The sequence below is a fragment of the Pseudoduganella sp. RAF19 genome (assembly GCF_052114165.1).
GTDB lineage: Bacteria > Pseudomonadota > Gammaproteobacteria > Burkholderiales > Burkholderiaceae_D > Rugamonas.
This window is the reverse complement of sequence record NZ_JBFREF010000015.1, coordinates 54,627-76,478: the sequence shown is the minus strand read 5'-3', so window position 1 is coordinate 76,478 and position 21,852 is coordinate 54,627. Positions and strand designations below refer to the sequence as shown.

At 62.9% G+C, this 21,852-nt stretch carries 18 protein-coding genes; 10 read left to right on the top strand and 8 right to left on the bottom strand.

Features of this window, described 5'->3' with window-relative positions; all coding sequences use genetic code 11:
* Positions 1–168: 168 nt before the first annotated feature.
* A complete protein-coding gene (locus AB4Z19_RS29360) occupies positions 169–375 on the bottom strand; it encodes a hypothetical protein (RefSeq protein ID WP_442030445.1) in 207 nt (68 codons plus the stop codon).
* A gap of 164 nt (positions 376–539) precedes the next feature.
* On the opposite strand from AB4Z19_RS29360, the gene AB4Z19_RS29355 reads away from it, so the two are divergent.
* Positions 540–737: a DUF2970 domain-containing protein gene (locus tag AB4Z19_RS29355; protein WP_442030447.1), complete on the top strand. Its 198-nt coding sequence runs from the start codon at positions 540–542 to the stop codon at positions 735–737.
* Here AB4Z19_RS29355 and AB4Z19_RS29350 read toward each other — a convergent pair.
* A complete protein-coding gene (locus tag AB4Z19_RS29350) occupies positions 734–2,362 on the bottom strand; it encodes a methyl-accepting chemotaxis protein (RefSeq protein ID WP_442037003.1) in 1,629 nt (542 codons plus the stop codon). The two genes, AB4Z19_RS29355 and AB4Z19_RS29350, sit on opposite strands and share 4 nt — an antisense overlap.
* Before the next feature lie 82 nt (positions 2,363–2,444).
* Here AB4Z19_RS29350 and AB4Z19_RS29345 point away from each other — a divergent pair, with 82 nt between their 5' ends.
* The 4 genes from AB4Z19_RS29345 (at position 2,445) to AB4Z19_RS29330 (ending at position 5,982) form a co-directional block, all read left to right on the top strand.
* Entirely contained in the window at positions 2,445–3,845 is a 1,401-nt protein-coding gene (locus AB4Z19_RS29345) for an L-cystine transporter (RefSeq protein ID WP_442036999.1), read from the top strand.
* 65 nt (positions 3,846–3,910) lie between these two features.
* A complete protein-coding gene (locus AB4Z19_RS29340; protein ID WP_442027003.1) occupies positions 3,911–4,675 on the top strand; it encodes a histidine phosphatase family protein in 765 nt (254 codons plus the stop codon).
* Between the two features lie 9 nt (positions 4,676–4,684).
* On the top strand, positions 4,685–5,602 hold the full coding sequence (locus tag AB4Z19_RS29335; RefSeq protein WP_442027004.1) for an NAD(P)H-hydrate dehydratase: 918 nt from the start codon (positions 4,685–4,687) through the stop codon (positions 5,600–5,602).
* 23 nt (positions 5,603–5,625) lie between these two features.
* Positions 5,626–5,982: a hypothetical protein gene (locus AB4Z19_RS29330; protein ID WP_442036997.1), complete on the top strand. Its 357-nt coding sequence runs from the start codon at positions 5,626–5,628 to the stop codon at positions 5,980–5,982.
* A gap of 139 nt (positions 5,983–6,121) precedes the next feature.
* Here the strand turns inward: AB4Z19_RS29330 and AB4Z19_RS29325 are convergent, their stop codons facing one another.
* The 4 genes from AB4Z19_RS29325 to AB4Z19_RS29310 all read right to left on the bottom strand — a co-directional run bounded on the left by AB4Z19_RS29325 (position 6,122) and on the right by AB4Z19_RS29310 (position 12,783).
* Positions 6,122–7,534, bottom strand: coding sequence for an OmpP1/FadL family transporter (locus AB4Z19_RS29325; protein ID WP_442027007.1), 1,413 nt, complete (start codon positions 7,532–7,534; stop codon positions 6,122–6,124).
* A gap of 157 nt (positions 7,535–7,691) precedes the next feature.
* Positions 7,692–10,901 carry an efflux RND transporter permease subunit gene (locus tag AB4Z19_RS29320; protein ID WP_442036995.1) on the bottom strand — a complete coding sequence of 1,070 codons (3,210 nt, stop codon included), beginning with the start codon at positions 10,899–10,901 and terminating at the stop codon, positions 7,692–7,694.
* Between the two features lie 3 nt (positions 10,902–10,904).
* Positions 10,905–12,089 (bottom strand): efflux RND transporter periplasmic adaptor subunit, encoded by a 1,185-nt coding sequence (locus AB4Z19_RS29315; RefSeq protein ID WP_442036993.1) that lies wholly within the window; start codon positions 12,087–12,089, stop codon positions 10,905–10,907.
* Between the two features lie 274 nt (positions 12,090–12,363).
* Positions 12,364–12,783, bottom strand: coding sequence for a divergent PAP2 family protein (locus AB4Z19_RS29310; protein WP_442026973.1), 420 nt, complete (start codon positions 12,781–12,783; stop codon positions 12,364–12,366).
* 75 nt (positions 12,784–12,858) lie between these two features.
* Between AB4Z19_RS29310 and AB4Z19_RS29305 the strand changes: the two genes are divergently transcribed.
* Positions 12,859–13,893, top strand: a complete 1,035-nt coding sequence (locus AB4Z19_RS29305; RefSeq protein ID WP_442026974.1) for a DUF475 domain-containing protein — start codon at positions 12,859–12,861, stop codon at positions 13,891–13,893.
* Positions 13,894–13,928: 35 nt separating this feature from the next.
* Positions 13,929–14,288, top strand: coding sequence for a hypothetical protein (locus tag AB4Z19_RS29300; RefSeq protein ID WP_442026976.1), 360 nt, complete (start codon positions 13,929–13,931; stop codon positions 14,286–14,288).
* A 54-nt stretch (positions 14,289–14,342) separates the two neighbouring features.
* Here AB4Z19_RS29300 and AB4Z19_RS29295 read toward each other — a convergent pair whose 3' ends face one another.
* Entirely contained in the window at positions 14,343–16,532 is a 2,190-nt protein-coding gene (locus AB4Z19_RS29295) for a hypothetical protein (RefSeq protein WP_442036991.1), read from the bottom strand.
* A 122-nt stretch (positions 16,533–16,654) separates the two neighbouring features.
* Entirely contained in the window at positions 16,655–17,638 is a 984-nt protein-coding gene (locus tag AB4Z19_RS29290) for a serine/threonine protein kinase (protein ID WP_442026980.1), read from the bottom strand.
* A gap of 61 nt (positions 17,639–17,699) precedes the next feature.
* Between AB4Z19_RS29290 and AB4Z19_RS29285 the strand changes: the two genes are divergently transcribed.
* The 3 genes from AB4Z19_RS29285 to AB4Z19_RS29275 all read left to right on the top strand — a co-directional run bounded on the left by AB4Z19_RS29285 (position 17,700) and on the right by AB4Z19_RS29275 (position 21,815).
* Positions 17,700–18,389: a UPF0149 family protein gene (locus AB4Z19_RS29285; protein WP_442036990.1), complete on the top strand. Its 690-nt coding sequence runs from the start codon at positions 17,700–17,702 to the stop codon at positions 18,387–18,389.
* 161 nt (positions 18,390–18,550) lie between these two features.
* On the top strand, positions 18,551–20,428 hold the full coding sequence (locus AB4Z19_RS29280; RefSeq protein ID WP_442025402.1) for a DUF1800 domain-containing protein: 1,878 nt from the start codon (positions 18,551–18,553) through the stop codon (positions 20,426–20,428).
* A 13-nt stretch (positions 20,429–20,441) separates the two neighbouring features.
* The gene (locus AB4Z19_RS29275) at positions 20,442–21,815 is read left to right on the top strand and encodes a DUF1501 domain-containing protein (protein ID WP_442025403.1); all 1,374 of its coding nucleotides are present in this window, start codon (positions 20,442–20,444) and stop codon (positions 21,813–21,815) included.
* Positions 21,816–21,852: the final 37 nt, after the last annotated feature.

Genomic DNA, 21,852 nt, shown 5'->3' with positions numbered 1-21,852 from the left:
CAATATGCTGCAGAGATTCACCTTGACGCCAGCGTTCCCACATCAATGCCTTCTGCTCGTCAGTGTAATAGATTCGTGGCTTGCGTTTCATGGCAACACTCCTCCTGCCTAAGCAGTTTATAGTGTTGCGTCGACCGGTTGAATCCGCAGGCGACAGCTGCCGCATCGCTAAGCGCTGCCACCCGCCGCTTGTTCTTGCGCTCGGAGTTCGGAGATGATGACGGCGATGCGCTGTTTGCGGGCTTGGAGCGCGAGGGTGCGGCCGCCGGCCATTTCAGCGGTTCGGAGGGCGACTTCGTTGAGTGCCATTTCTTCGTCCAGTTCGCTGATGCGGGCGCGCAGGTCCGGCAGGGTCGGGCTGTCCTCGTATTGCATGGCGAAATCTCCGCTGGGATGGGTCTACCAGATCAATGTAGGACAAATCTGACCGAATAAACTCACCAATCTCCACATCTGATACGGTCGATTCCCAGCCGATCTGAGTCTTTTTTTCGCGGTGCGCCGGCAGCAGAATGGTAGCAACGAGAAAGGAGCTTCAGATGAATACCCCAGCCAAACGCTCTTTCGGCGAAACGATGACCGCCGTTGCCTGGTCCTTTATCGGACTGCGCCGCCGCAGCGATTATGAGCGCGATGCGACTGCGCTCAAGCCTGCCTATGTGATTGGCGCCGCGTTGATCGGCGTGAGCATGTTTATCGGCGTCCTGCTAACTGCCGTGCGCATCGCAACCAGCTAAGCTACTTCCTGCTGCGTCAGGCGTGGGACGGAGGAGGCGCGCGGCGCCAGCGCCGTGGTAGGGCTGGCGCCCTCCTCGACTTTGAACACGCCAACCACGCTGCTCAGCCGCTCGGCCTGATCCTGCAGCGCGGCAGCTGCAGCGGCAGCTTCTTCGACCAGGGCGGCATTTTGCTGTGTCACCGTGTCCATCTGGGACACCGCCTGGTTGATCTGCTCGATACCCGCGCTTTGCTCCTGCCCCGCCACAGCGATTTGTTCGACCACCGCAGACACGCGCTGTACCGCCGTCACCACTTCCTCCATAGTCTGCCCGGCCTTCATCACCAGCTGGCTACCGGCATCGACTTGCTGCACCGAGTCGCCGATCAGCTCCTTGATTTCCTTGGCCGCTGCCGCGCAGCGCTGAGCGAGGGTGCGGACCTCATTCGCTACGACGGCAAAACCGCGTCCCTGCTCGCCGGCGCGTGCCGCTTCCACGGCGGCGTTCAGGGCGAGGATATTGGTCTGAAAGGCGATGCCGTCGATCACGCTGATAATGTCAACGATCTTGCGCGAGTAGTCGCTGATTGAGCCCATGGTCTGCACTACTTCGCCCACCACCGCTCCGCCCTCTTTCGCCACCCGTGATGCTTCCGCCGCCAGCGCATTGGCTTCGCGCGCATTGCTGCCGTTTTCGCGCACCACGCTGGTCAGTTCTTCCATTGAGGAAGCTGTCTCTTCCAGCGCGCTGGCCTGCTGCTCGGTGCGCGACGACAGATCCAGGTTGCCGGTTGCAATTTGCCCGGTGGCAGTGGCGATGGTGTCGGTGCCACGCCGCACTTCGGACACAATGCCCAGCAAGCTGTCGCGCATGGTTTTCATGGCGGCCATCATGCTGCCGTTGTCGCCATGCCTGGTATCGACCGCCACCGTCAGATCGCCCGCGGCGATGCGGCCGGCGATTTCCGCCGCCGTATCAGGCTCGCCGCCCAGTTGACGCAACAAGCGGCTCGCGATCAGGACCGATGCTGCCACGCCGACCAGCAAGGCTAGCCCGCTCAGAGTCAGCATCAGCGCGCGGGCCGAGCGGTAGGCTTCTGCCGCCGCCGCAGCGTCGGCCATATTGTTGCGTTTGATGAGCTCAACGTCCTCATCCATGGCGTCCTGCCAGGCTTGGGTGGCAGGGCCGGCCTGGGACATGAGCAGGGCCGTGGCTTCGGCATCCTTGTGCACCAGAGCCAATGCGATGATCTGGTCGTTCAACGGACGCGCCACAACCCGCGCGGCATTGATCTTGTCGCGCAGCCGCTGCCCTTCTGCGCTGGTCGGCAGCTTGGACAGCTCGTTATTGGCACGATCATAGTTGGCGCGGGCGGTTTTCAGCTTTTCCTGCTCGCGCAGCATGGCCGGCACATCGTCCAGCATCACCATGGTGCGGCTCACCCGCGCGACAATATGCACCGACTCGGACATATCCTGCACCAGCCCCAGCTTGACCACGTTCAGGTGCACGATGCGCTCCAACTGGCTGTTTATGTGATGCATGTTGTACACACCCAGTCCGGACACCGCCATCAGCAACAACAGCACCACGCCAAAGCCCAGCGCCAGCCGGGTTCCTACCTTCATCGCTTGCCGTGCCATATGCCCCCCTTGGTGTAGATCGGCGTTGCTGCGCCGATTCCTTTAGAATCTGTCCAGTCTAATCCACCAAACACTTGCCACAATGACTTTGCCTGTCGTCCTCAATCTCGCCTGTGCCCTGGTTCTCCTGGGCTTCCTGTACAGCCAGCAACGACGCCATGCAAGTTTCACGGTGCGCGTATTTACAGCCCTGGGACTGGGCATCTTACTGGGTGCTGGATTGCAAGCTACTTACGGCGCAACAAGTCACGAGGTGATACTGACAGGCGATTACCTCGACATCGTCGGTAGCGGCTACGTGAAACTGCTGCAGATGATCGTGATGCCGCTGATTATGGTGTCCATTGTGTCCGCCATCCTCAAGTTGCGCAACGCTAGTTCGCTGGGGAAGATCAGCGCGCTTACCATTGGCACACTGATGGTTACCACCGTCATCGCGGCCGCGATCGGCATCGCGATGGCCAAGCTGTTCGGGCTGACGGCGATTGGCCTCGCCTCCAATACGGCGGAAGTGGCGCGCGGCGTCTACCTGCAAGGCAAACTTGCGGACGCGCAGGCGATTAACCTGCCCGGCATGCTGCTCAGCTTTCTCCCGGCAAATCCCTTCCTCGACATGACGGGCGCGCGCAAGACGTCGACCATCGCGGTGGTGATCTTTTCCGTGTTTATTGGCGTGGCGGCCATTGGCATCGCTGAAAAGAAGCCTGAACACTTCACCTACTTCGACACTGCCGTGCATGTAGCGCACAGTATCGTGATGCGCATCGTGACGCTGGTGCTGCGCCTCACTCCTTACGGCGTATTTGCCCTGATGGCGCAAGTGGTTGCCACGTCCAGCTATGCAGACATCCTGAATCTGATTGGCTTCGTTGCCGCTTCGTATTGCGCCCTGCTGCTGATGTTCTGCGTACATCTTGCCATTGTGGCGGGCACGGGACTGAATCCGATCCGCTTCGCGAAGAAGATCCTGCCGGTGCTGACCTTCGCCTTCAGCTCGCGCAGCAGCGCAGGCGCCATTCCGATGAATGTGCGCACCCAGACGCTGCGCCTGGGCACGTCGGAAGGCATCGCGAATTTCTCGGCCTCGTTTGGCGCCACCATTGGACAGAACGGTTGCGCGGGCATTTATCCGGCCATGCTGGCGGTCATGATTGCGCCGACCGTGGGTGTTGATCCCTGGACCGCCAGCTTCATTGCGCCCCTGCTGGCCATTGTCGCGCTGGGCTCGGTGGGTGTGGCAGGCGTAGGTGGTGGCGCGACCTTTGCGGCGCTGATCGTGCTGTCTTCGCTCAACCTGCCGGTCGCACTGGCGGGTTTGCTGATTTCGATTGAGCCGCTGATCGATATGGGACGCACCGCGCTCAACGTCAGCGGGGCCATCACGGCGGGCACACTGACCAGCCGTGTGATGGGCGAAACCAATCTGGAAATTTTCAACAGCAACGTCGAGTTGCGGCCCGATAGCGAAGAACAGGCGGCTTAAGCGAAGCGCCGCCCTTTTGTCGATTCGTCTACCATGTGCCGCAACGGCTTCGGAATGGGTGGACGATGGAACAGAAATGGCCCCAACGTATCTGGCTGGTAAGGCATGGACAAAGCGCAGGTAATGTCGCGCGCGATGCCGCCGAAGCTGCCGCCGAATTGCTGATCGATATCGCCGAGCGCGATGTGGACGTGCCGCTGTCCGAACTGGGGCAGCGCCAGGCCAACGCACTGGCGCAGTGGTTCTGCGATCTGCCTGCCGATGCGCGCCCTACCGTCGTGCTGTTCTCGCCCTACCTGCGTGCGCGCAGCACGGCCGAAACGGTGCTGCTCAAACTGGGCCGGGACGATATGGTGGCCGTGGTGTCCGATGAACGCTTGCGCGAAAAAGAGTTTGGCATCACGGACCGGCTGACGCCACTGGGCATCGCCCATAAGTATCCCGAGCTGGCGGCGCAGCGCAAGCACGTCGGCAAATTCTATTTCCGCCCGCCGGGTGGTGAAAGCTGGTGCGATGTCATCCTGCGCCTGCGCAGCGTGCTCGACACCATCTCGCGCGAGTACCGCCGCGAGAGCGTGCTGATCGTGGGCCACCAGGTGATCGTCAACTGCTTCCGCTATCTGTTCGAGCGGCTGGATGAAGAAGCCATCCTCGCCATCGACCGCGCGGAAGACGTGCCCAACTGCGGCGTGGTCGGCTACGAATTCGACCCGCAAGTGGGCAAGAACGGCAAGCTGGTGCTGCGCATGGAAAACTTCGTGGCGCCGCTGAAAGACAGCGGTACGCCGGTTACCGTCAAGCCGGACATCCCGGCCGCACCGAAATCCTGAGGATGCATCATGCAGGCCATCGACATCACGCCCAATGTGCTGCGCGAATGGCCGCTGCCCCAGCCCCGCCACGACGGCGATAAGGAAGCGCGTGGCCATGTGCTGGTGGTGGCCGGGTCGCGCGAGATGCCGGGCGCCGCCATCCTAGCGGCCAATTCCGCGCTGCGTGCCGGCGCCGGCAAGCTGACGATAGCCACCGCGGCCAGCGTCAGCGCCGTGGTTGGCGCAGCGATTCCCGAAGCCCGCGTGGTCGGACTGGCCGAAACGGCAGCCGGCGGCTTTCTGGCAGAAGGCGCACGCCGCCTGGCTGACCTGGCCGTCAAAGTCGATGCACTGCTGATCGGCCCCGGCATGCAGGACGACGCCGCGGCGGCCGAGCTGGTGCATGCCCTGCTGCCCAAGCTGTCCGGCACGCCCTTGATCCTCGATGCCTGCGCCCTGTGTGCCCTGTGCGCGCCGGCCGAGCCACACTTGCTGGAAGAGCCGGTGGACTGGGCGCATTTCCGCTTCAACGGACCGGTACTGCTGACGCCGCATGCGGGCGAGATGGCGCGCCTGTCCGGGACTGCCCGCAAAACGATTGAACAAGATCCGCATGCCGCCGCCACGCAGGCCGCGGCGCGATGGAATACTGCGGTGGTGCTGAAAGGCGCCACCACGGTCCTGGCTGCCCCCGGCGGCAAGCTGTGGCAGCACCAGGGCGGCAACGTCGGCCTGGCCATTTCCGGCTCAGGCGACTGCCTGGCTGGCATCATCGCCGGACTGGCCGCACGCGGCGCTTCGCTGGAACAGGCTGCAGCCTGGGGCGTGGCGCTGCATGCCTCGGCTGGCGAGCAACTGTCGATACGCTACGGCGTACTGGGCTATCTGGCGCGCGAAATCCCGGCGGAAATCCCCGCCCTGCTGCGCACGCTCGCCCCGGCATGAACCCAAGGGAAAGGAACAGCATCATGACAGCAATTCGTACCACCACGGCCCTGCTCGCAGGCGCCGCGCTGGCGGCCGCCATGCTGGGCGGCTGCAAGAACCGCGAGGCCGAGAGCCCGGCCACGCCAGCGGCAAATAGCACCGGGACCGGCACCACGCCGGATACGGGCGGTACCGGCACGGCCCCCGCCATGCCAGCAGCCAATAACGCCACGCCGGCCACGCCGCCGCCCGCCGATACCACGACCACGCCGCCGCCATCGAGTGGCACCAGCGGCACGGAAGGCGCCACCGGCCAGAGCCCGCCACCGCCGATCGTTACGCCGGACCGTACCGACAGCAACAGCAACAGCACGCGCGACCGCCGGCCTACTTATTGAAGCCGCTTGCGGCGCTGATACGGCGGATCGATGATCCGCCCTACGCCTTGGCCGCGCCGCGCATTGCGTAGGGTAAAAAAAACGGCGCCGCTAGGGCGCCGTTCGTAGGGCGGAACATTGTTCCGCCGCCTTGGTTAGCTTAGAACTTGTAGTTGTAAGCCAGGCCGATCAGCTGCAGGTGGGTCTGCCAGGTGCCCTTGGTCAGTTCACCGTTGCCGGTGCAGCCCGCGGTCAGAGGCGAGCAGCCGTTCTTGTAGTTGCCGTTCGCATCCTGGAAGTGCAGGAAGGAGTAAGCCAGGTCAACCGACGAGTGGTTGTCCAGCTTCCAGTTCGCGCCGAGCGACAGCTGGGTGCGGTTCGCATCCGGCAGTGCTGGGTGACGCAGGGTGTCATCCGGTACTGGGGTCTGGTCGTAAGCCACGCCGCCGCGCAGCATGACTTTCTCGTTCAGCTGGTAGTTCGCGCCGGCGGAGAAGCGCCAGGTGTTCTTCCAGTTCTGACGGATCACCTCGTCGCCCTGCACGGTGCCAGGGAACTGGATGTTCAGGTTGGTCATGCGCGAGTTGCGGGTCCAGGTCGCATCGCCCATCACGGCCCACTGCGAGTTCAGCTGGTGGAAGCCGTTGATCGACATGGTTTCCGGAGTGCGGATGTCCACCAGAGCAGCGGAGTTAGCCTTGCCCGAGTTGGCGGCGATGATCTTGTTCACTGCGGCATCGCTGGTCACGTTGAAGTCCCAGACTGCGCTGCCCTTCAGGTGGTGCGAGATCGCCGAGCGGTATGCCAGGCCGAAGCGGGTGTTCTGGTCCAGCTGGAACAGGTAGCCGATGTTGAAGCCGTAGCCCCAGTCTTTGCCGTCCATGGAGCCGTGGCCGTCCTTCACGGTGGCCAGGGCAGCCGGGTTGCCGCCAGCGGCCATGATGGCCTTGATCAGCTGAGCAGCAGCCGGAGAGGCGCTCAGGGCAGCGATGGAACCAGGCACGTCAACGCCCTGGCCCAGCTTGGCCTTCATGTATTCCAGGTCCAGACCGAAGCCGAAGGAGTGCTGCTCGTTCAGCTTGAAGGAGACGGACGGGTTGATGTTCACTGCATCCAGCTTGACGTTGGTCAGCGCGTAGCGGCCGGACCAGCCCCAGTCGTAGGACAGCTTGGTGCCGTAAGGAACGTACACGCCAACGCCGGCAGCCCACTGGTCATTGATCTTCTTGCTGAAGTACAGGGATGGCGCCGCAACCACGCTTGGCGCGTAGTCGTCGGTGCTCTGCAGGCCGCCAACCGGGGTGCCGGTGAAGCGCTTGGAGCCGGTGTCTTCGAAGGACGAATGCGGCACCACGGCGGTCACGCCGCCCATGATTTGCATGCCATCCAGGCGGCTCAGGCCGGCCGGGTTGGCGAAGATGGTGGAAGCGTCAGCTGCTTCGGCGCCGTTGGACTCCGCAGTGCCCTGGGAGGACACGCTCTGGGAGCCGAAACGGTAACCCGATGCATTAGCAGACATGGAAACGGCGCTCAGGGCAGCCGCGATGATGAGGGCGAGGTGTTTGGGGTTCAAGATTGCGTCTCGGTAAATGTTGTTGATATTTAGTCATGGCCCGTACCGTGCTTACGGTACGGGCAACGAAGCATACACTAAAAGAGTACGAGGGTGCTTTTTATTTATGCAAAGAAAAAGGACCCGAAGGTCCTTTTCCCTTTTAACCAACAGGCGATCAGGCGGTTGCGGTCTTGCCTGCGCCGCGGCGGAATACCAGATTCACCAGTTTCATCACCAGGCGGAACACCAGGCGGATGAAAGTCAGGGTCAGAATGGCTTCCACAAAGGTGATGATACCGGCTGGCGCCGCAGACCAGCGTTCGGCACGGCGCTGGAACTTGGCATACATGCGGTCGCGGGCGATCTCGATCGAGTCGTAGAAGGTCGGCACCATCAGCAGGGTCAGCATGGTCGAAGTGATCGTGCCGCCAATGATCGCAATCGCCAGCGGACGGTAGAACTCGCCGCCCTCGCCCGTACCAATCGCCACCGGCAGCATACCGGCGATCAGTGCGAACGTGGTCATCAGGATCGGACGCAAACGCATGCGGCCGGCGTACATCAGCGCATCTTCACGGCCATAGCCCTCTTCCTCACGCTTGCGCGCCGCATCCAGCAACAGAATCGCATTCTTGGCGACCAGGCCCATCAGCATGATCACGCCAATCAGGCTCATCAGGTTGATGGTGTTCTTGGTCAGCAGCAGGCCCGCCACCACGCCGATCAGGGACAGCGGCAGCGACAGCATCACCGCCACCGGCGCCGTGAAGGAACCGAACTGCATCACCAGGATCAGGTACATCAGGCCGATACCGGACACCAGGGCGATCGCCATCTGGGTGAACACTTCCTGCATGTCCTTGCCCGCGCCGCCCAGGGCCAGGCCATAGCCCGGCGGGAAGTCGATGGACTTGGCCAGTTTCATGGCGTCGGCAGTCACTTCGCCAGCCGAACGGCCCTGCACGTTGGCCGACACGGCGATGGTGCGCTTGCCATCCTTGTGCTTGATGGTGGACGGACCTTTGCCCATGGTGATATGGGCGATCTGCTCCAGCGGCACCATCTGGTTGGTACCGGCCACAGCGATCGGCAGGCGCTCGATGTTCTCGGCGCTGGTACGGTCTTCCGGCGCCAGGCGCACCGCCACGTCGCGGGTTTCACCGGTCGGGTCGATCCAGTCGCCGACTTCGATACCGGCGAAGGCCACGCGCAGCGCGGTCGCGGCGTCGCCGGAACCAATGCCCATGGAATTCGCCAGGCCGCGGTTCAGTTCGATCTGCAGCTCATCCTTCGGGTCCTGCTCGGACAGGCTCACGTCCACCGCGCCAGGAATCTTGCGCAGCTTGTCCATGAAGTCGTTGGTCAGTTCCATCAGCTTGCGCGAATCGACGCCGGTGAATTCGATCTGCACCGGCTTGCGGGCGCCGTTGGACAGGTCATCCAGCACCACGTATTCAGCGCCAACCAGCACTTTCAGCTTCTCGCGCAGCTCCACGGCTACTTCGGTCGCCGAACGCTTGCGCTCGGTCTTCTTGCCAATATCGACGTAGACGCGGCCACCGCTCAGGTTGGAGTAGCTATTGGTTTCCTTGGTTTCCTTGATGGCGCGGGCGATTTCCGCAGCGCGTTCCACTTTCAGCGTGGAGTAATCCAGGCTGCTGGAAGATGGCGTACGCACGTCGATAGCAATCGTGCCCCAGTCGGACATCGGCACGAAGCTGGCGCCGCCGAACTTGCCTTGCAGGACCAGTGCGCCCACGAAGGTGACGATCGCGATCACAGCCATGGAACGGCGGTGATGCAGCGCCCACGCAATCACATTGCCGTAGCGGTCAGCCTGATGATCGAACCAGTGGTTGAACTTCTGCAGCAGCTTCTCGAAGCCCTTGCGCGGCGCCGTGTGATGGTCAGGCGGGTCGCCCCAGAACGCGGACAGCATCGGGTCCAGGGTGAAGGAAATGAACAGCGACACGGCCACCGAGCAGGTCACGGTCAGCGCGAACGGGCGGAACCACTCGCCGGTAATGCCCGGCATGAAGGCCACCGGAATGAACACCGCCATGATGGAGAAGGTCGTCGCTGCCACAGCCAGGCCGATCTCGGCCGTGCCGTTCAGGGCTGCCGAGCGGCGGTCGGCGCCGTTCTGCATATGGCGCACAATGTTTTCCCGCACCACGATCGCATCGTCGATCAGCACGCCGATTGCCAGCGACAGGCCCAGCAGGGTCATGAAGTTCAGGGTAAAGCCGCACAGCCACACGCCGATAAAGGCGGCAATCACGGAAGTCGGCAGCGACAGCGCGGTAATCAGGGTCGAACGCCAGGAATTCAGGAAGGCGTACACCACGAAGATGGTCAGGCCGGCGCCGAACACCAGGGACTCGATCACGTTGTTCAGGCTGTCCTGTGCGTGCTGGCCGCCGTCGTCGGTCACTTCCAGAATGGTGCCGGGCTGCAGTTCCTTGGCGATCTCATCGACCACCTTGTGCACATTCTTGGCCACCGTCACAGTCGACGCATCGCGCGAACGGGTGATGGAAATACCCACGTTCGGCTTACCGGAACGCATGGAGCCGCTATTACGCTCAGCGAAACCGTCTTCGATGGTCGCCACTTGCGACAGGCGGATCAGGTTATCGCCCTGGCGCTTGACCACGACCTGCTGAAACTCTTCCGGACGCTCGATACGGCCGACCAGGCGGATGCTCTTTTCATCCAGCTCGCCGCGCACCTTGCCCACCGGGGCATTGGTGTTCTGGGCACGCAGTGCGTTGACCACGTCGTTGACGGACACATTGTATTCACGCAGCTTTTCGGCCTTCAGCAGCACCGACAGCTCACGCTTCAGCGAACCGTCGATGGTCACCGAAGCCACGCCGTCGATGGCGCGGAAACGGTCAGCCAGCTGGTCTTCGGCCAGGCGCGAAATGACTGCGTGGCTCTGGCTCTTGGACGACAGCGACAGCTGCACGATCGGCTGGGCCGACGGGTCGATGCGTTGCAGCACCGGCTCGCGCATTTCCAGCGGCAGCTTGTAGCGCACCGCCGCAATCGCATTGCGGATATCGTCGGACGCTTCAATCAGGTTACGGGTGAAGGTGAACTTGATGAAGATCGAGGCGCTGCCTTCGGAGGCGGTGCTGTTGATCTCGGTCACGCCGGTAATAGACTGCAGGGATTTCTCCAGGCGGTTGATGACCTCGCGTTCCACCGTTTCCGGCGAAGCGCCTGGATAGGGAATGCTCACGACAATGAACGGCACTTCCACGTCAGGGTTCTGGTTGACGCGGAGTTTATTCAAGGCCATCAGGCCCAGGGCCATCATCGCGATGATCAGAACGATCGTCGCAATGGGCCGTTTGATACTGAAATCTGACAGGAACATGGCTTAGTTTCCTTTGCTTGCAGCTGCCGGCGCGCTGGAGGCGGAGGCGACGCTCTTCGGTACAACCACTTCGACCTTCTGGCCGTCATGCACGGTGGAACCCGGTGCGCGCAGCAGGCGGTCGCCGGCGGCCAGGCCATTCTGCACTGCCCACAGGCCGGAGCGCTCATCGCGGGTGCCCATCGTCAGGGTGACTTTATTCAGCTTGTTATCCTTGACGCGCCAGGCGTAGGAGCTGTCGCCGTTCAGCACCATGGCGGACGCCGGGATCATCAGCGCAGCCTTGCTTTCGGTTTCCACGCGGCCTTCTGCGTACAGGCCAGCGACGTGCGGCTGGGCCTTCTCGGCGAAATCGACCAGCACCACCACCTGGCGGGTCACCGGATTGGCGGCCGGGTCAACGCGCTTGACCTTGCCCATGAAGTTCTGGCCTTCGTAGCCGTTCACGCGGAACAGCACCGGCTGGCCGACCTTCACCACACCGACCTTGTCGGCGGACACCATGCCTTCGAAGCGCATGGAGGTCGGGTCGATCACCTTGATCAGTTCCTTGCCGATCTGGGCCGTGTCACCGTTGGACACTTTACGCTCGGAGATGATGCCGTCGAACGGCGCACGCACCAGGGTGCGCGACAGCTGCTGCTGGGCCGAGGCGGCACGCGCTTTGGCGGCTACCAGGTCGCTCTGGGCGCTGTTGCGGCGCACTTCGGCGTCTTCCATCGCCTGGGCCGAGGTCATGCCGGAAGCGCGCAGGGTCTTATTACGCTGAAACATGCGCTCGGCCTGGTCCAGCACCTGGGCGGAGGCACGCACCGCTTCGATCGCGGAATTGTTGGCATCGCGCAGGGAAGTGTCGTCGAGGCGCACCAGCAGGTCGCCCTTCTTCACCGCTTCACCGTTCTCTTTCAATACTTGCAACACCACCGCGCTCACCTCGGCGCGCAGGTCGGCCTTGCGCTCTGGCTCGATGGAGCCGGTAATGACCGGACCGGAAGCCATGGCATTCGATTCCACCGTCATCAGGTCTTCCGGAGACAGCAGGAGCTTCTCGGCTGTTTTCGCGTCGCCACCCTTGTCGGAGGCCTGCGCGCTTGCGCTGGCAGAGGCTTTTTCCGGCGCCTTATCGGACTTGCCGCATGCGACAAGCGCAGAGGCTACGGCGAGAGCTATTAGGGTATTACGCAACATAGAAATCTCCAGACGGGTTTTGAGCTTCGGTGAAACGACTTTTATCTTATTAAATTGCATACTTTGGCAGCGGGCAGAGTATCCGTGCCTGTACAGTCACTGTCAATTCATCTGTGACCGAACTGCGGGATTAAATGGATGGACTGCTGAATTTGAGGATAAACCGCAAACCAGGTGATTTTTGGAGAGAATGCAGGAGGGGCGGCGATTGCTACATTGATGAACGAATCGCCGCATTGTGTAGGGCGGATCATCGATCCGCCGCGCCGCTCAATCAGCGTGCGAAGAAACTGAAAATACCATAGCCGATGGCCATGCCGGTGCACAGTCCGCCGATGATTTCGACCTTGGTATGGCCCATGCGTTCCCGCAGCCACTTGTGGTCTTCCGCGTCCTTTGCGATGCGATTAATCGCGGCAGCCTGGCGGCCGACATGCTGGCGCAGACTGTTGGCGTCGATGATGACGATAAAGCACAGCGTGACCGCCACGCCAAAGGCCGGGTGGCCAATGCCCTCGCGCAGCGCGATCAGGGTCGCCATGCTCGATACCACGGCGCTGTGATTGGATGGGAATCCGCCATTACCGACCAGATTAAAAGCCCAGCGGCGGGCGCGGATCGAATTGATCAGGAATTTGATCGGACCGACAGTGATCCAGGTAATAACAGGTGTCAGCAGATAAGCGAGATCCATTGGAGGGCGTCCTAGTTGGCAATCGCCCATTATAATCGGCGCAACACATAATAAATAAGAGGGGAGTTTGCCCGCATGAAGCATTTCCGCATTTCGTTCTTCGTGACCATCGTGCTGATGGCCTGCGCCGCTGCCTGGGGTTATCAACACGGCGGCGTCAGCGCAGCGATAACCGCGCTATGGATCACGGGGGTGCTGGGCGTGATGGAAGTCTCGCTGTCCTTCGATAACGCGGTGGTCAACGCCTCCGTGCTGAAGGAATGGAATGCGTTCTGGCAGAAGCTGTTCCTGACGGTCGGCATTATCGTGGCCGTATTCGGCATGCGCCTGCTCTTCCCTCTCGCCATCGTCTCCGCCGCCACCGGCCTGAACATCGCGGAAGTCTGGACCATGGCCACCACCACGCCGGACGAATACTCGCGCCACCTGATGGGCGTGCACGAAGAAGTGTCGGCCTTCGGCGGCGCTTTCCTGATGCTGGTCTTCCTGAACTTCCTGTTCGACGAAGAGAAGGACGTGCACTGGATTCACTGGTTCGAAGAAAAGGTCGGCACCTATGGCACCGAGAGTCTGGCCGTGCTGCTTACCCTGCTGGGCGTGTTCGCCTGCGTGCAGCTGGTGCCGGCCGAGAAGCAGTTCAGCGTGCTCTACTCCGGCGCGGTCGGCGTGGCCATTTACGTTGGCGTGGGCTGGATCAGCGGGCTACTGGAAGAGGAAGAATCGGAAGGTGGTGAACTGGGCAAGGCCATCCAGCGCGGCAGCATCGGCGGCTTCCTCTACCTGGAAGTGCTGGACGCATCCTTCAGCTTCGACGGCGTGATCGGCGCGTTTGCCATCACCAGCGACGTGGTCATCATCATGCTGGGCCTGGCCATCGGCGCCATGTATGTGCGCTCGCTGACGGTCTACCTGGTGAATCGCGGCACGCTGGACGAATTCATCTACCTCGAACACGGCGCGCACTACGCGATCGGCGTACTGGCGCTGATCATGTTCGCCAGCGTGAAGTATCACATTGCCGAGTGGGTGACTGGCCTGTCGGGCGTGGCCTTCATCGTCATTTCGCTGTGGTCGTCCATCCGCTACAAGAAGAAGATGCTGGCCCAATGATAAGATTGCGCCGTTGCTAACTTCTTCGAGGCCCCATGCGCATCATTACCGTCATTCTTGGCCTGCTGCTGTCGCTTATTCTGCTGGCAGCGGCCTACACCTGGATCGCCCTGCACTACTCCTATTCCGAAGGCGAACGCGCGGGCTATCTGCAGAAGTTCTCCAAACGCGGCTGGCTGTGCAAGACCTGGGAGGGCGAGATTCTGCTGTCCTCCATGCCGGGGGCGATCCCTGAAAAGTTTGAGTTCACCGTGCGCGACGACGTGCTGGCCGCGCAGCTTGGCGCTGCCGCCGGCAAGCGCGTGGTACTGAGCTATGCCCAGCACAAGGGCGTGCCGACTTCCTGCTTCGGCGACACCGAATACTTCGTCGAACGGGTAACCGTCACACCGTAAAAGCAAGTGCCTGCCACATCGTGGCAGGCACCAGGTCTACGCCTCTGGTTTTAATCAAGCCGCCTGGCGCGCGCGCCACACGCTTGGCGCTGCCGCGGTAGCCTCGGCCGCCGAACCCGCCGCGCTGGTCAGCGCGATCTTCGCGTGGATACCGGCCAGCGCCTTCTCCGCCGCCTGCTGACGGCGGGTCTCCAGCGCCAGCAGCTGCTTCTTCGCTTCGACCATGGACGCCGTGGTATCGGCCAGCTTGCGCTGCATGGCCGCGTGGGCATGGGCAGTGTCCAGCAGCTCCTGCTGGCCAGCCAGCTTCTCCTGCTCGGCGCGAACTGCGGCTTCTTCCGCATCCGCGCGCTCCTTGGCTGCGGCAGCGGCGGCCTTCTCCGCTTCCAGGCGGCCTTCGATGGCCTTGGCGGCGCGCACTTCAGCCGCATTGGCAGCGCGCTGCTGCACCAGCTTCTGGTCGATCTGCGCCAGCGTCGAACGTTCGGCCGCCACGAATTCTTTTTCGGCCTCCAGCAGCGCTTCAGCAGCGGCAGTCTTCTCCTGCTCGGCGCGGGCGCGCTCGGCCTGCACCGAACCCAGTTCCGCAGCCAGACGCACTTGCGCGGTCAGCGCCTGCGTCACTTCCGCCTGGCGCGCCACATCGGCTTCAGCCTGCTCGGCCAGCGCGCGGGTGGCGGCAGCTTGTGTGGCCGCTGCGGCTTCCAGTTCCGCTTCCGCAGTCGCCTTGCGGCGTGCCGCTTCGGCCTGTTCACGCTCAGCCACCAGACGCGCCGCGGCGGCGGCAGTTGCGCGCTCTTCCTCCTCCAGGCGCAGCTTCATGGCCGCGATAGCTTCCTGCTCCGCCGCCACGCGGGCACGTTCAGCATCGGCCAGGCGGGCAGCATGGGCGGCCTTCTCCTGCGCCAGCGCGTTCGCGGCTTGTTGCGCCTCGACCTGCTCGGACAGCGCGGCGAATTCAATCTGTTCCGCAGCGGCCTGCTCAGCGATCATCACGGCGGACGCGCGGGACAGCGCCTCGCGCTCAGCGGCCATTTGCGCGGCGCGCTGCTGTTCTTCGGTGTCGGCGCGTGCGGCTTCGGCAGCGGCCTGCTCGGCGACCTTGCGCAGATTGGCCTGCTCCAGTGCGACCGCTTCCACTTCCAGCTTGGCGCGGGTTTCGAATTCAGCCTGCTGCTCGGCGTGCACGCGGGCCATCGCCACAGTGTGCAGCTGGCGGTCGGTGTCGATGCGCGCTTCGGTAGCGGCAATGATCTGGCTGTCCGCATCGCGGCGCGCCTGGGCCGAAGCGACAGCCATCGCTTCCAGGCGCTCGCGGTGCTGGGCCGCGTCGCGGATTTCCTTTTCGGTTTGCAGACGCAGATGCAGCGACATGGCGGCGCTGCGGTCGGATTCGGCCTTGGCCAAGGCGATCGCTTCGCGCTCCTGCTCCAGGTGCGCCAGCGCACGGGCTTCTTCAGCGGCGCGCACTTCCGCGGCAGCGCGCTTGAATGCGGATTCCAGCGCCACCTGGTCGGCGCGCTCACGTTGACGGGTTGCTTCCAGCGCTTCGGCTTCAGCCTGCGCCAGCTGTTCGGCGGTCTGGCGCGCAGCGTGGGCCTGGCGTTCATGCGCGCGGGCCAGGGTCGCCATGCGCGCATCGGCGGACGCGATGCTCACCACTTCATCCTTTGCCGCCTGCACCGCGGCGGCGCGCTCCACAGCGTGCATGCGCGCCTGCTCGGTCTGGGCCATCAATTCTTCGGCCGCGCGGGCGGCTTGCTCGGTCAGCTTGGTTTCCTCAGCTACATGCTCGGCGGCGCGGCGGCGGCTCTCCTCCTCGGCCTTGGCGCGCTGTTCGGCGGCCTTGCGCACCTGGGTATCGGCTTCCACGCGGGCGCGCAGCTCGACGGTTTCCTGCTTCACCGCCTCCAGCTGGGCCACGCTGGCCGACGCGGCGGCGCGCAGGGCTTCCAGGCGCTCGCGGTTCACCTTGATCGCCTCCTCGGCAGCCTGCGCGTTCTGGAGCGCTGCGGCAGCGGCGGCGGCATCCATCGCAGCGCGATCTTCCGCCAGCGCACGGGCACGGGCCTCGGCGTGGGCGCGGCTCTCGGCAGCGCAGGCGGCCTTCGCCTCCGCTTCCACGCGAGCGATCGCCTCCTGAATCGCCTTCAACTCCGCCTCGGCACGGGCCGGACGCGCGAGCTCCTCCTCCGACAGATTCACCTGTTCATCGGGATCGAAAGTTTGGGCCAAGTTTTGCATAGGAAGCTCTCGCTTGATAAGTTGAGCTTCCATTATCGGGGACGCGGGGCCAGTCTCAGCCCGGAAGAAAGACGGGATTTCCCCGCCATTTCCCCAATTCGGGGTCCGATCCGACCCCAGTTTTATACGGGCCAGAGCGGGGGCTCGTCCATCAGCGCGATTTGCTCGCGCAATTCGAGAATGCGGTCCTGCCAGTAGCGCTGGGTATTGAACCAGGGGAAAGCTGCCGGGAAGGCGGGGTCGTCCCAGCGGCGGGCCAGCCAGGCGGAGTAGTGAATCAGGCGTAGCGTGCGCAGCGCCTCCACCAGATACAGCTCGCGCGGGTCGAATTCGCGGATGTCTTCGTAGCCGGCCAGAATATCGCCCATCTGCCGCACCATATCCCGACGATCGCCGGACAGCATCATCCACAAATCCTGCACCGCCGGCCCCATGCGCGCGTCGTCGAAGTCCACGAAGTGCGGACCGGCATCCGTCCACAGCACATTCCCGCCATGGCAGTCGCCGTGCAGGCGGATCATCGCCACATCCCCTGCCCGCTCATAGCAGCGCGCCACACCATCCAATGCCTGATCGACAACGCTCTTCCAGGGCGTCACCAGCTCCGGTGGCAGAAAATCATGAGCAAGCAGCCAGTCGCGCGGCTCAACGCCGAAGGTCGACGCATCCAGCGCCGGGCGCTCCACAAACGGCCGTGAAGCCCCCGCCGCGTGAATGCGGCCGATAAAGCGCCCCGTCCATTCCAGCACAGCAGGATCATCCAGCTCAGGCGCCCGTCCACCATGGCGCGGGAAAACGGAAAAGCGGAAGCCCTGGAAACTATGCAAGGTACGGCCATCGATCACGGAAGCCGGCACGGCCGGCACTTCGCGCTCTTCCAGTTCGGCCACAAATGCATGTTCTTCCAAAATTTGCGCATCAGTCCAGCGCCCCGGCCGGTAGAACTTGGCCACCAGCGGCTTGCCGTCTTCGATACCGACCTGGTAGACGCGATTCTCATAGCTGTTCAGCGCCAGCAGACGGCCATCGCCATACAGGCCGATGCTGGCCAGCGCGTCCAGCACGCAATCGGGGCTCAGGTCGGAAAATGGGTGTGCAGGTGTCATTCTCGCTATTGTAAGTGGCGCAGCGTATACTGTCGCCCTTAACTGAATAACAGAGCCCATCATGCAACTCGAACAGCCCCTCACCGAAAAAGAATTCGACGAACTTGACCAATTCCTGCTGGGCGACCTGAGCCCCGAGGATTCCATGACCATGGACCACCTCCATGGCTTCCTGACCGCCATCGCCATCGGCCCGGAGCCGATCACCCCGGCCGAGTGGCTGCCGCACGTGTGGGGCGAGGATGGCAAGCAAGCGCCGAAGTTCAAGAATGCCAAGCAGGAAGAGCGCATCGTCAACCTGATCATGCGCTTCATGAACGAGGTGCTGGTGACCTTCGAAGTGGCGCCGAAAGAGTTCGAGCCGCTGTTCGTGGAGCACGAGCACATGGGCCAGACCCTGATCGACGCCGAAGCCTGGTGCTGGGGCTTCTGGGAAGGAATGGAGCTGCGTCCGGGTTCCTGGGATTCGATCTGGGATTCGGAAGTGGCCGACCTGATGCGTCCGGTTTACCTGCTCGGCGCCGACGAGATCAAACCGGAAGAGCTGCCGGAAGTGGAAGATCCGCTGCTGGCCCACAAGCTGGCCCTCCAGCTGGAAGCCAATCTGCCGGCCATCCACAAATACTGGGTGCCGCGCCGCAAAGCCGGTGTCGAAACCGTCAAGCGCGAAGAGCCGAAGGTCGGCCGCAACGACGATTGCCCCTGCGGCAGTGGCAAAAAATACAAGAAATGCCACGGCGCTGAGAGCTGACATTTCCTGCCACGACTGACAAATTTTGTTCGTGGCAAATTTTCCTCCCTGACAAATTTTGTCGCCGCCCCATAGAAACTTCGGTTTCGAAAGGGTGGCACAGAAATTGCCACATGGTATTAAACGGCGGAATCCTGCCGGTTAATATAAAGGGAGAGAAAATGCAGCTGACTCAGTACAGGGCTTGGACGCTGGCCTGCCTGATGAGCCTGTCGGCGACATCCTGGGCCGCAACGGTCGAGGTGACGAATACAGCCCGCAACGCGTCCGTGGAACTTGGCAATAAGGTCTGGTTCCTTGGCAAGGTAGACGGCAAGGGCGTCTACATGAACTTCGCCGTCAACGGTATCCCGGGCGGCAATGCCACTTACGGCACCATCAATTCGCAAAACGGCGAATACATTGCACCGAAGACGATGCCGGCCAATCCGGTCATCACCTTCACCGGCAGCACCGCCACCACGCCCAAGCTGAGCGGCACCACCACGCTGACGCTGCGCAAGCCAGGCGTGATCGGCACGCCGAATCCAACGCCTACTCCCACTCCCACTCCGACGCCGACGCCAACTCCAACGCCGACCCCGACGCCAACCCCAGGTCCGATCGGTGAACAGCCGGCGCCGGACGCCGCCACCGTGGCCGCCGCGCGCCTGCTGCAGCAAGCCACCTTCGGCCCGAACGCATCCAGCATCGCCGCCGTGAAGTCGATGGGTGCGCAAGCCTGGCTGCAGCAGCAGTTCCAGATGGCCGCTACTCCGCTGCCTGCGACCACCGACCTCGATGTGTTGCGCAAGGGCTGGTACATGAATATGGCCACCGCGCCGGACCAGCTGCGCCAGCGCATGGTATTCGCCCTGTCGCAACTGTTCGTGGTTTCGGCCGACAAGAACCCTTACGGCAACGAGATGGCGCCGTGGCTGAACACCCTGCAGAACAACGCCTTCGGCAACTTCAACACCCTGCTGCGCGAAATGACGCTGAATCCGTCGATGGGCAAATACCTCGACCTCGGCAACAGCGTGATGCCGGCGCCGAACGAGAACTATGCGCGTGAAGTCATGCAGCTGTTCACCATCGGCCCTGTGATGCTGAACCAGGACGGCACCGTGCAGCTGGACCGCAACGGCGCACCGATCCCGAGCTACGACCAGGCCACCATCGGCGGCATGTCGCGCGCCCTGAGCGGCTGGACTTATCCGGGCTCCAGCGCCACCGGCATCAATTGGGAAAACTTCACCGGCCCGCTGCAGCCGCGCGACAACTACCACGACAAGACTGCCAAGACCATCTTCGGCGGCATCACCCTGTCCGCCGGCCAGTCTACGATGCAGGATTACGACGCGGTGATGAACGCCCTGTTCAACCACCCTAACCTGCCGCCTTTCATCGCGACCCGCCTGATCCGCGCTTTCGTGATGAGCAATCCAAGCCCGGCGTATGTGCAGCGCGTGGCGGACGTCTTCGCTTACGGCCCGGCTGGCCGCGGCGATCTGAAAGCCACCCTGACCGCCGTGCTGATGGACCCGGAAGCCCAGGTTCCAAGCACCGTCTCGGGCAAGCTGAAAGACCCGATGCTGCACAGCCTCACCCTGTTCCGCGCGCTGAACGCCACCGTGATTGATCCGAACAATCTGTTCTGGGATTACTTCCTGCTGGGCGAAAAGCTGCTGAACGCACCGAGCGTGTTCAACTTCTTCTCGCCGATTACGCCACTGCCAGGCCAGGCTGGCCTGGTGGGTCCGGAGTTCCAGCTGTATGCGCCGTCGCTGTCGGTATCGCGCGCCAACTACCTGTACAACTTCCTGTCCGGCGAATACGGCGGCATGGTGCGCATCGACATCACGCCATTCCAGGCAGTGGCCAACAATCCGACCGCCCTGTTGAACCTTGTGGATGCAACGCTGCTGCAAGGCCGCATGACGCCAGCCGCACGTGCCGCCATCGGTGCCACCATCAACGCAACCGCCGACATGAAGCAGCGCGCCATCACCGCGCTGTACCTGACCGCGATCACGGCCGAATTCGCCGTCCAGCAGTGAGAGGAATACGAATATGAGCAAAACCAATATGTCGCGCCGTGGCTTCCTCGGCGCCAGTGCGCAGATCGGCATGCTGGGCGCCATGTCCACCCTGGGCTTGCTGGGCATGCCCCGTTCGGCCAAGGCAGCGCCCGTGAGCGACTACAAGGCGCTGGTCTGCGTCTATCTGTTTGGCGGTAACGACGGCAACAATATGATCGTGCCGCTGGACGCCACGCACTACAACGCCTACAACGCGATCCGCGGCAGCCAGGGGCTGGCGCTGTCGGTGAACGCCAAGACCTTGACCGCGCAGCGCAGCGCGCGCCTGTCGAACGGCGTGGACCAGCCTTTCGCTTTCCACTACGGCATGCCGGAGATCGATGCGCTGTATGGACAAGGCATGGTCGCCGGCCTGCTCAACGTTGGCAATCTGCGCCAGCCGCTGACCAAGGCGCAATATCAGTCCGGCGCCAACGTGCCGCCGCAGCTGTTCTCGCATCCGGACCAGAACATCCAGAACCAGGCAGGTACGCCATCGGCTGCCGGCACTGGCTGGGGTGGCCGTCTGGTCGATGCGCTGGGCAATGGCGGACACCTCGATGCAGTATCGGTCGGCGCGGGTGGCCTGTTTGTTGAAGGTTCGTCGGTGCACGGCAATCTGCTCCCAGGCACTGGCCAGCTGGATCTGGCGGGCATGAACTTCTGGCCGCAGAACGAAGCCGATACGCGCCGCGCTGCCCTGCTGCAGATCTTGTCGGCCCAGAATCCGAACCTGATTGCGCAAGCGGCCAACAAGTCCCTGCTGAATGGCATGGATCTGGTGAAGGACCTGAAGGCGGCCAATACCGGCGCGCCTTTGTCCACTGTATTCCCCGGCTATTCGCTGGCGCAGCAGCTGAAGACTGTGGCGCAGCTGATCCGCCTGCGTTCCACGCAAGGTCCGGGACGCCAGGTCTACTTCGTTTCGCTGAGCGGCTTCGATACCCACGGCGGCCAGGCTTACCAGCAGTTCGACATGCTGCGCCAGGTGTCGCAATCGGTCGCAGCCTTCCAGCAGGCGCTGCATGAAATCAATGCCGAGCAGCTTGTCACCACCTTCACCATGTCCGACTTCGGCCGCTCGCTGCAGCCGAACAGCGGCGGCACCGATCATGGCTGGGGCAATCACCACCTGATCATCGGCGCGGCCGTGAAAGGCGGGCTGTATGGCCAGTTCCCCGACTTTGTCCTCGGCGGCAAAGACGACGCGACCGGCCGCGGCGTGTGGATTCCACAGATCTCGAACCAGCAATACGGCGCAACGCTGGGCCGCTGGTTCGGCGCCGAAGCGGATGTACTGGAGAACCAGATCTTCAAGAATGAGCTGTCGAATTTCAGCGTGAAAGACCTGGGCTTCATGGTTTAAGAGCACCCTTTGTCCGCGCACTGAGGGGTGCGCGGGC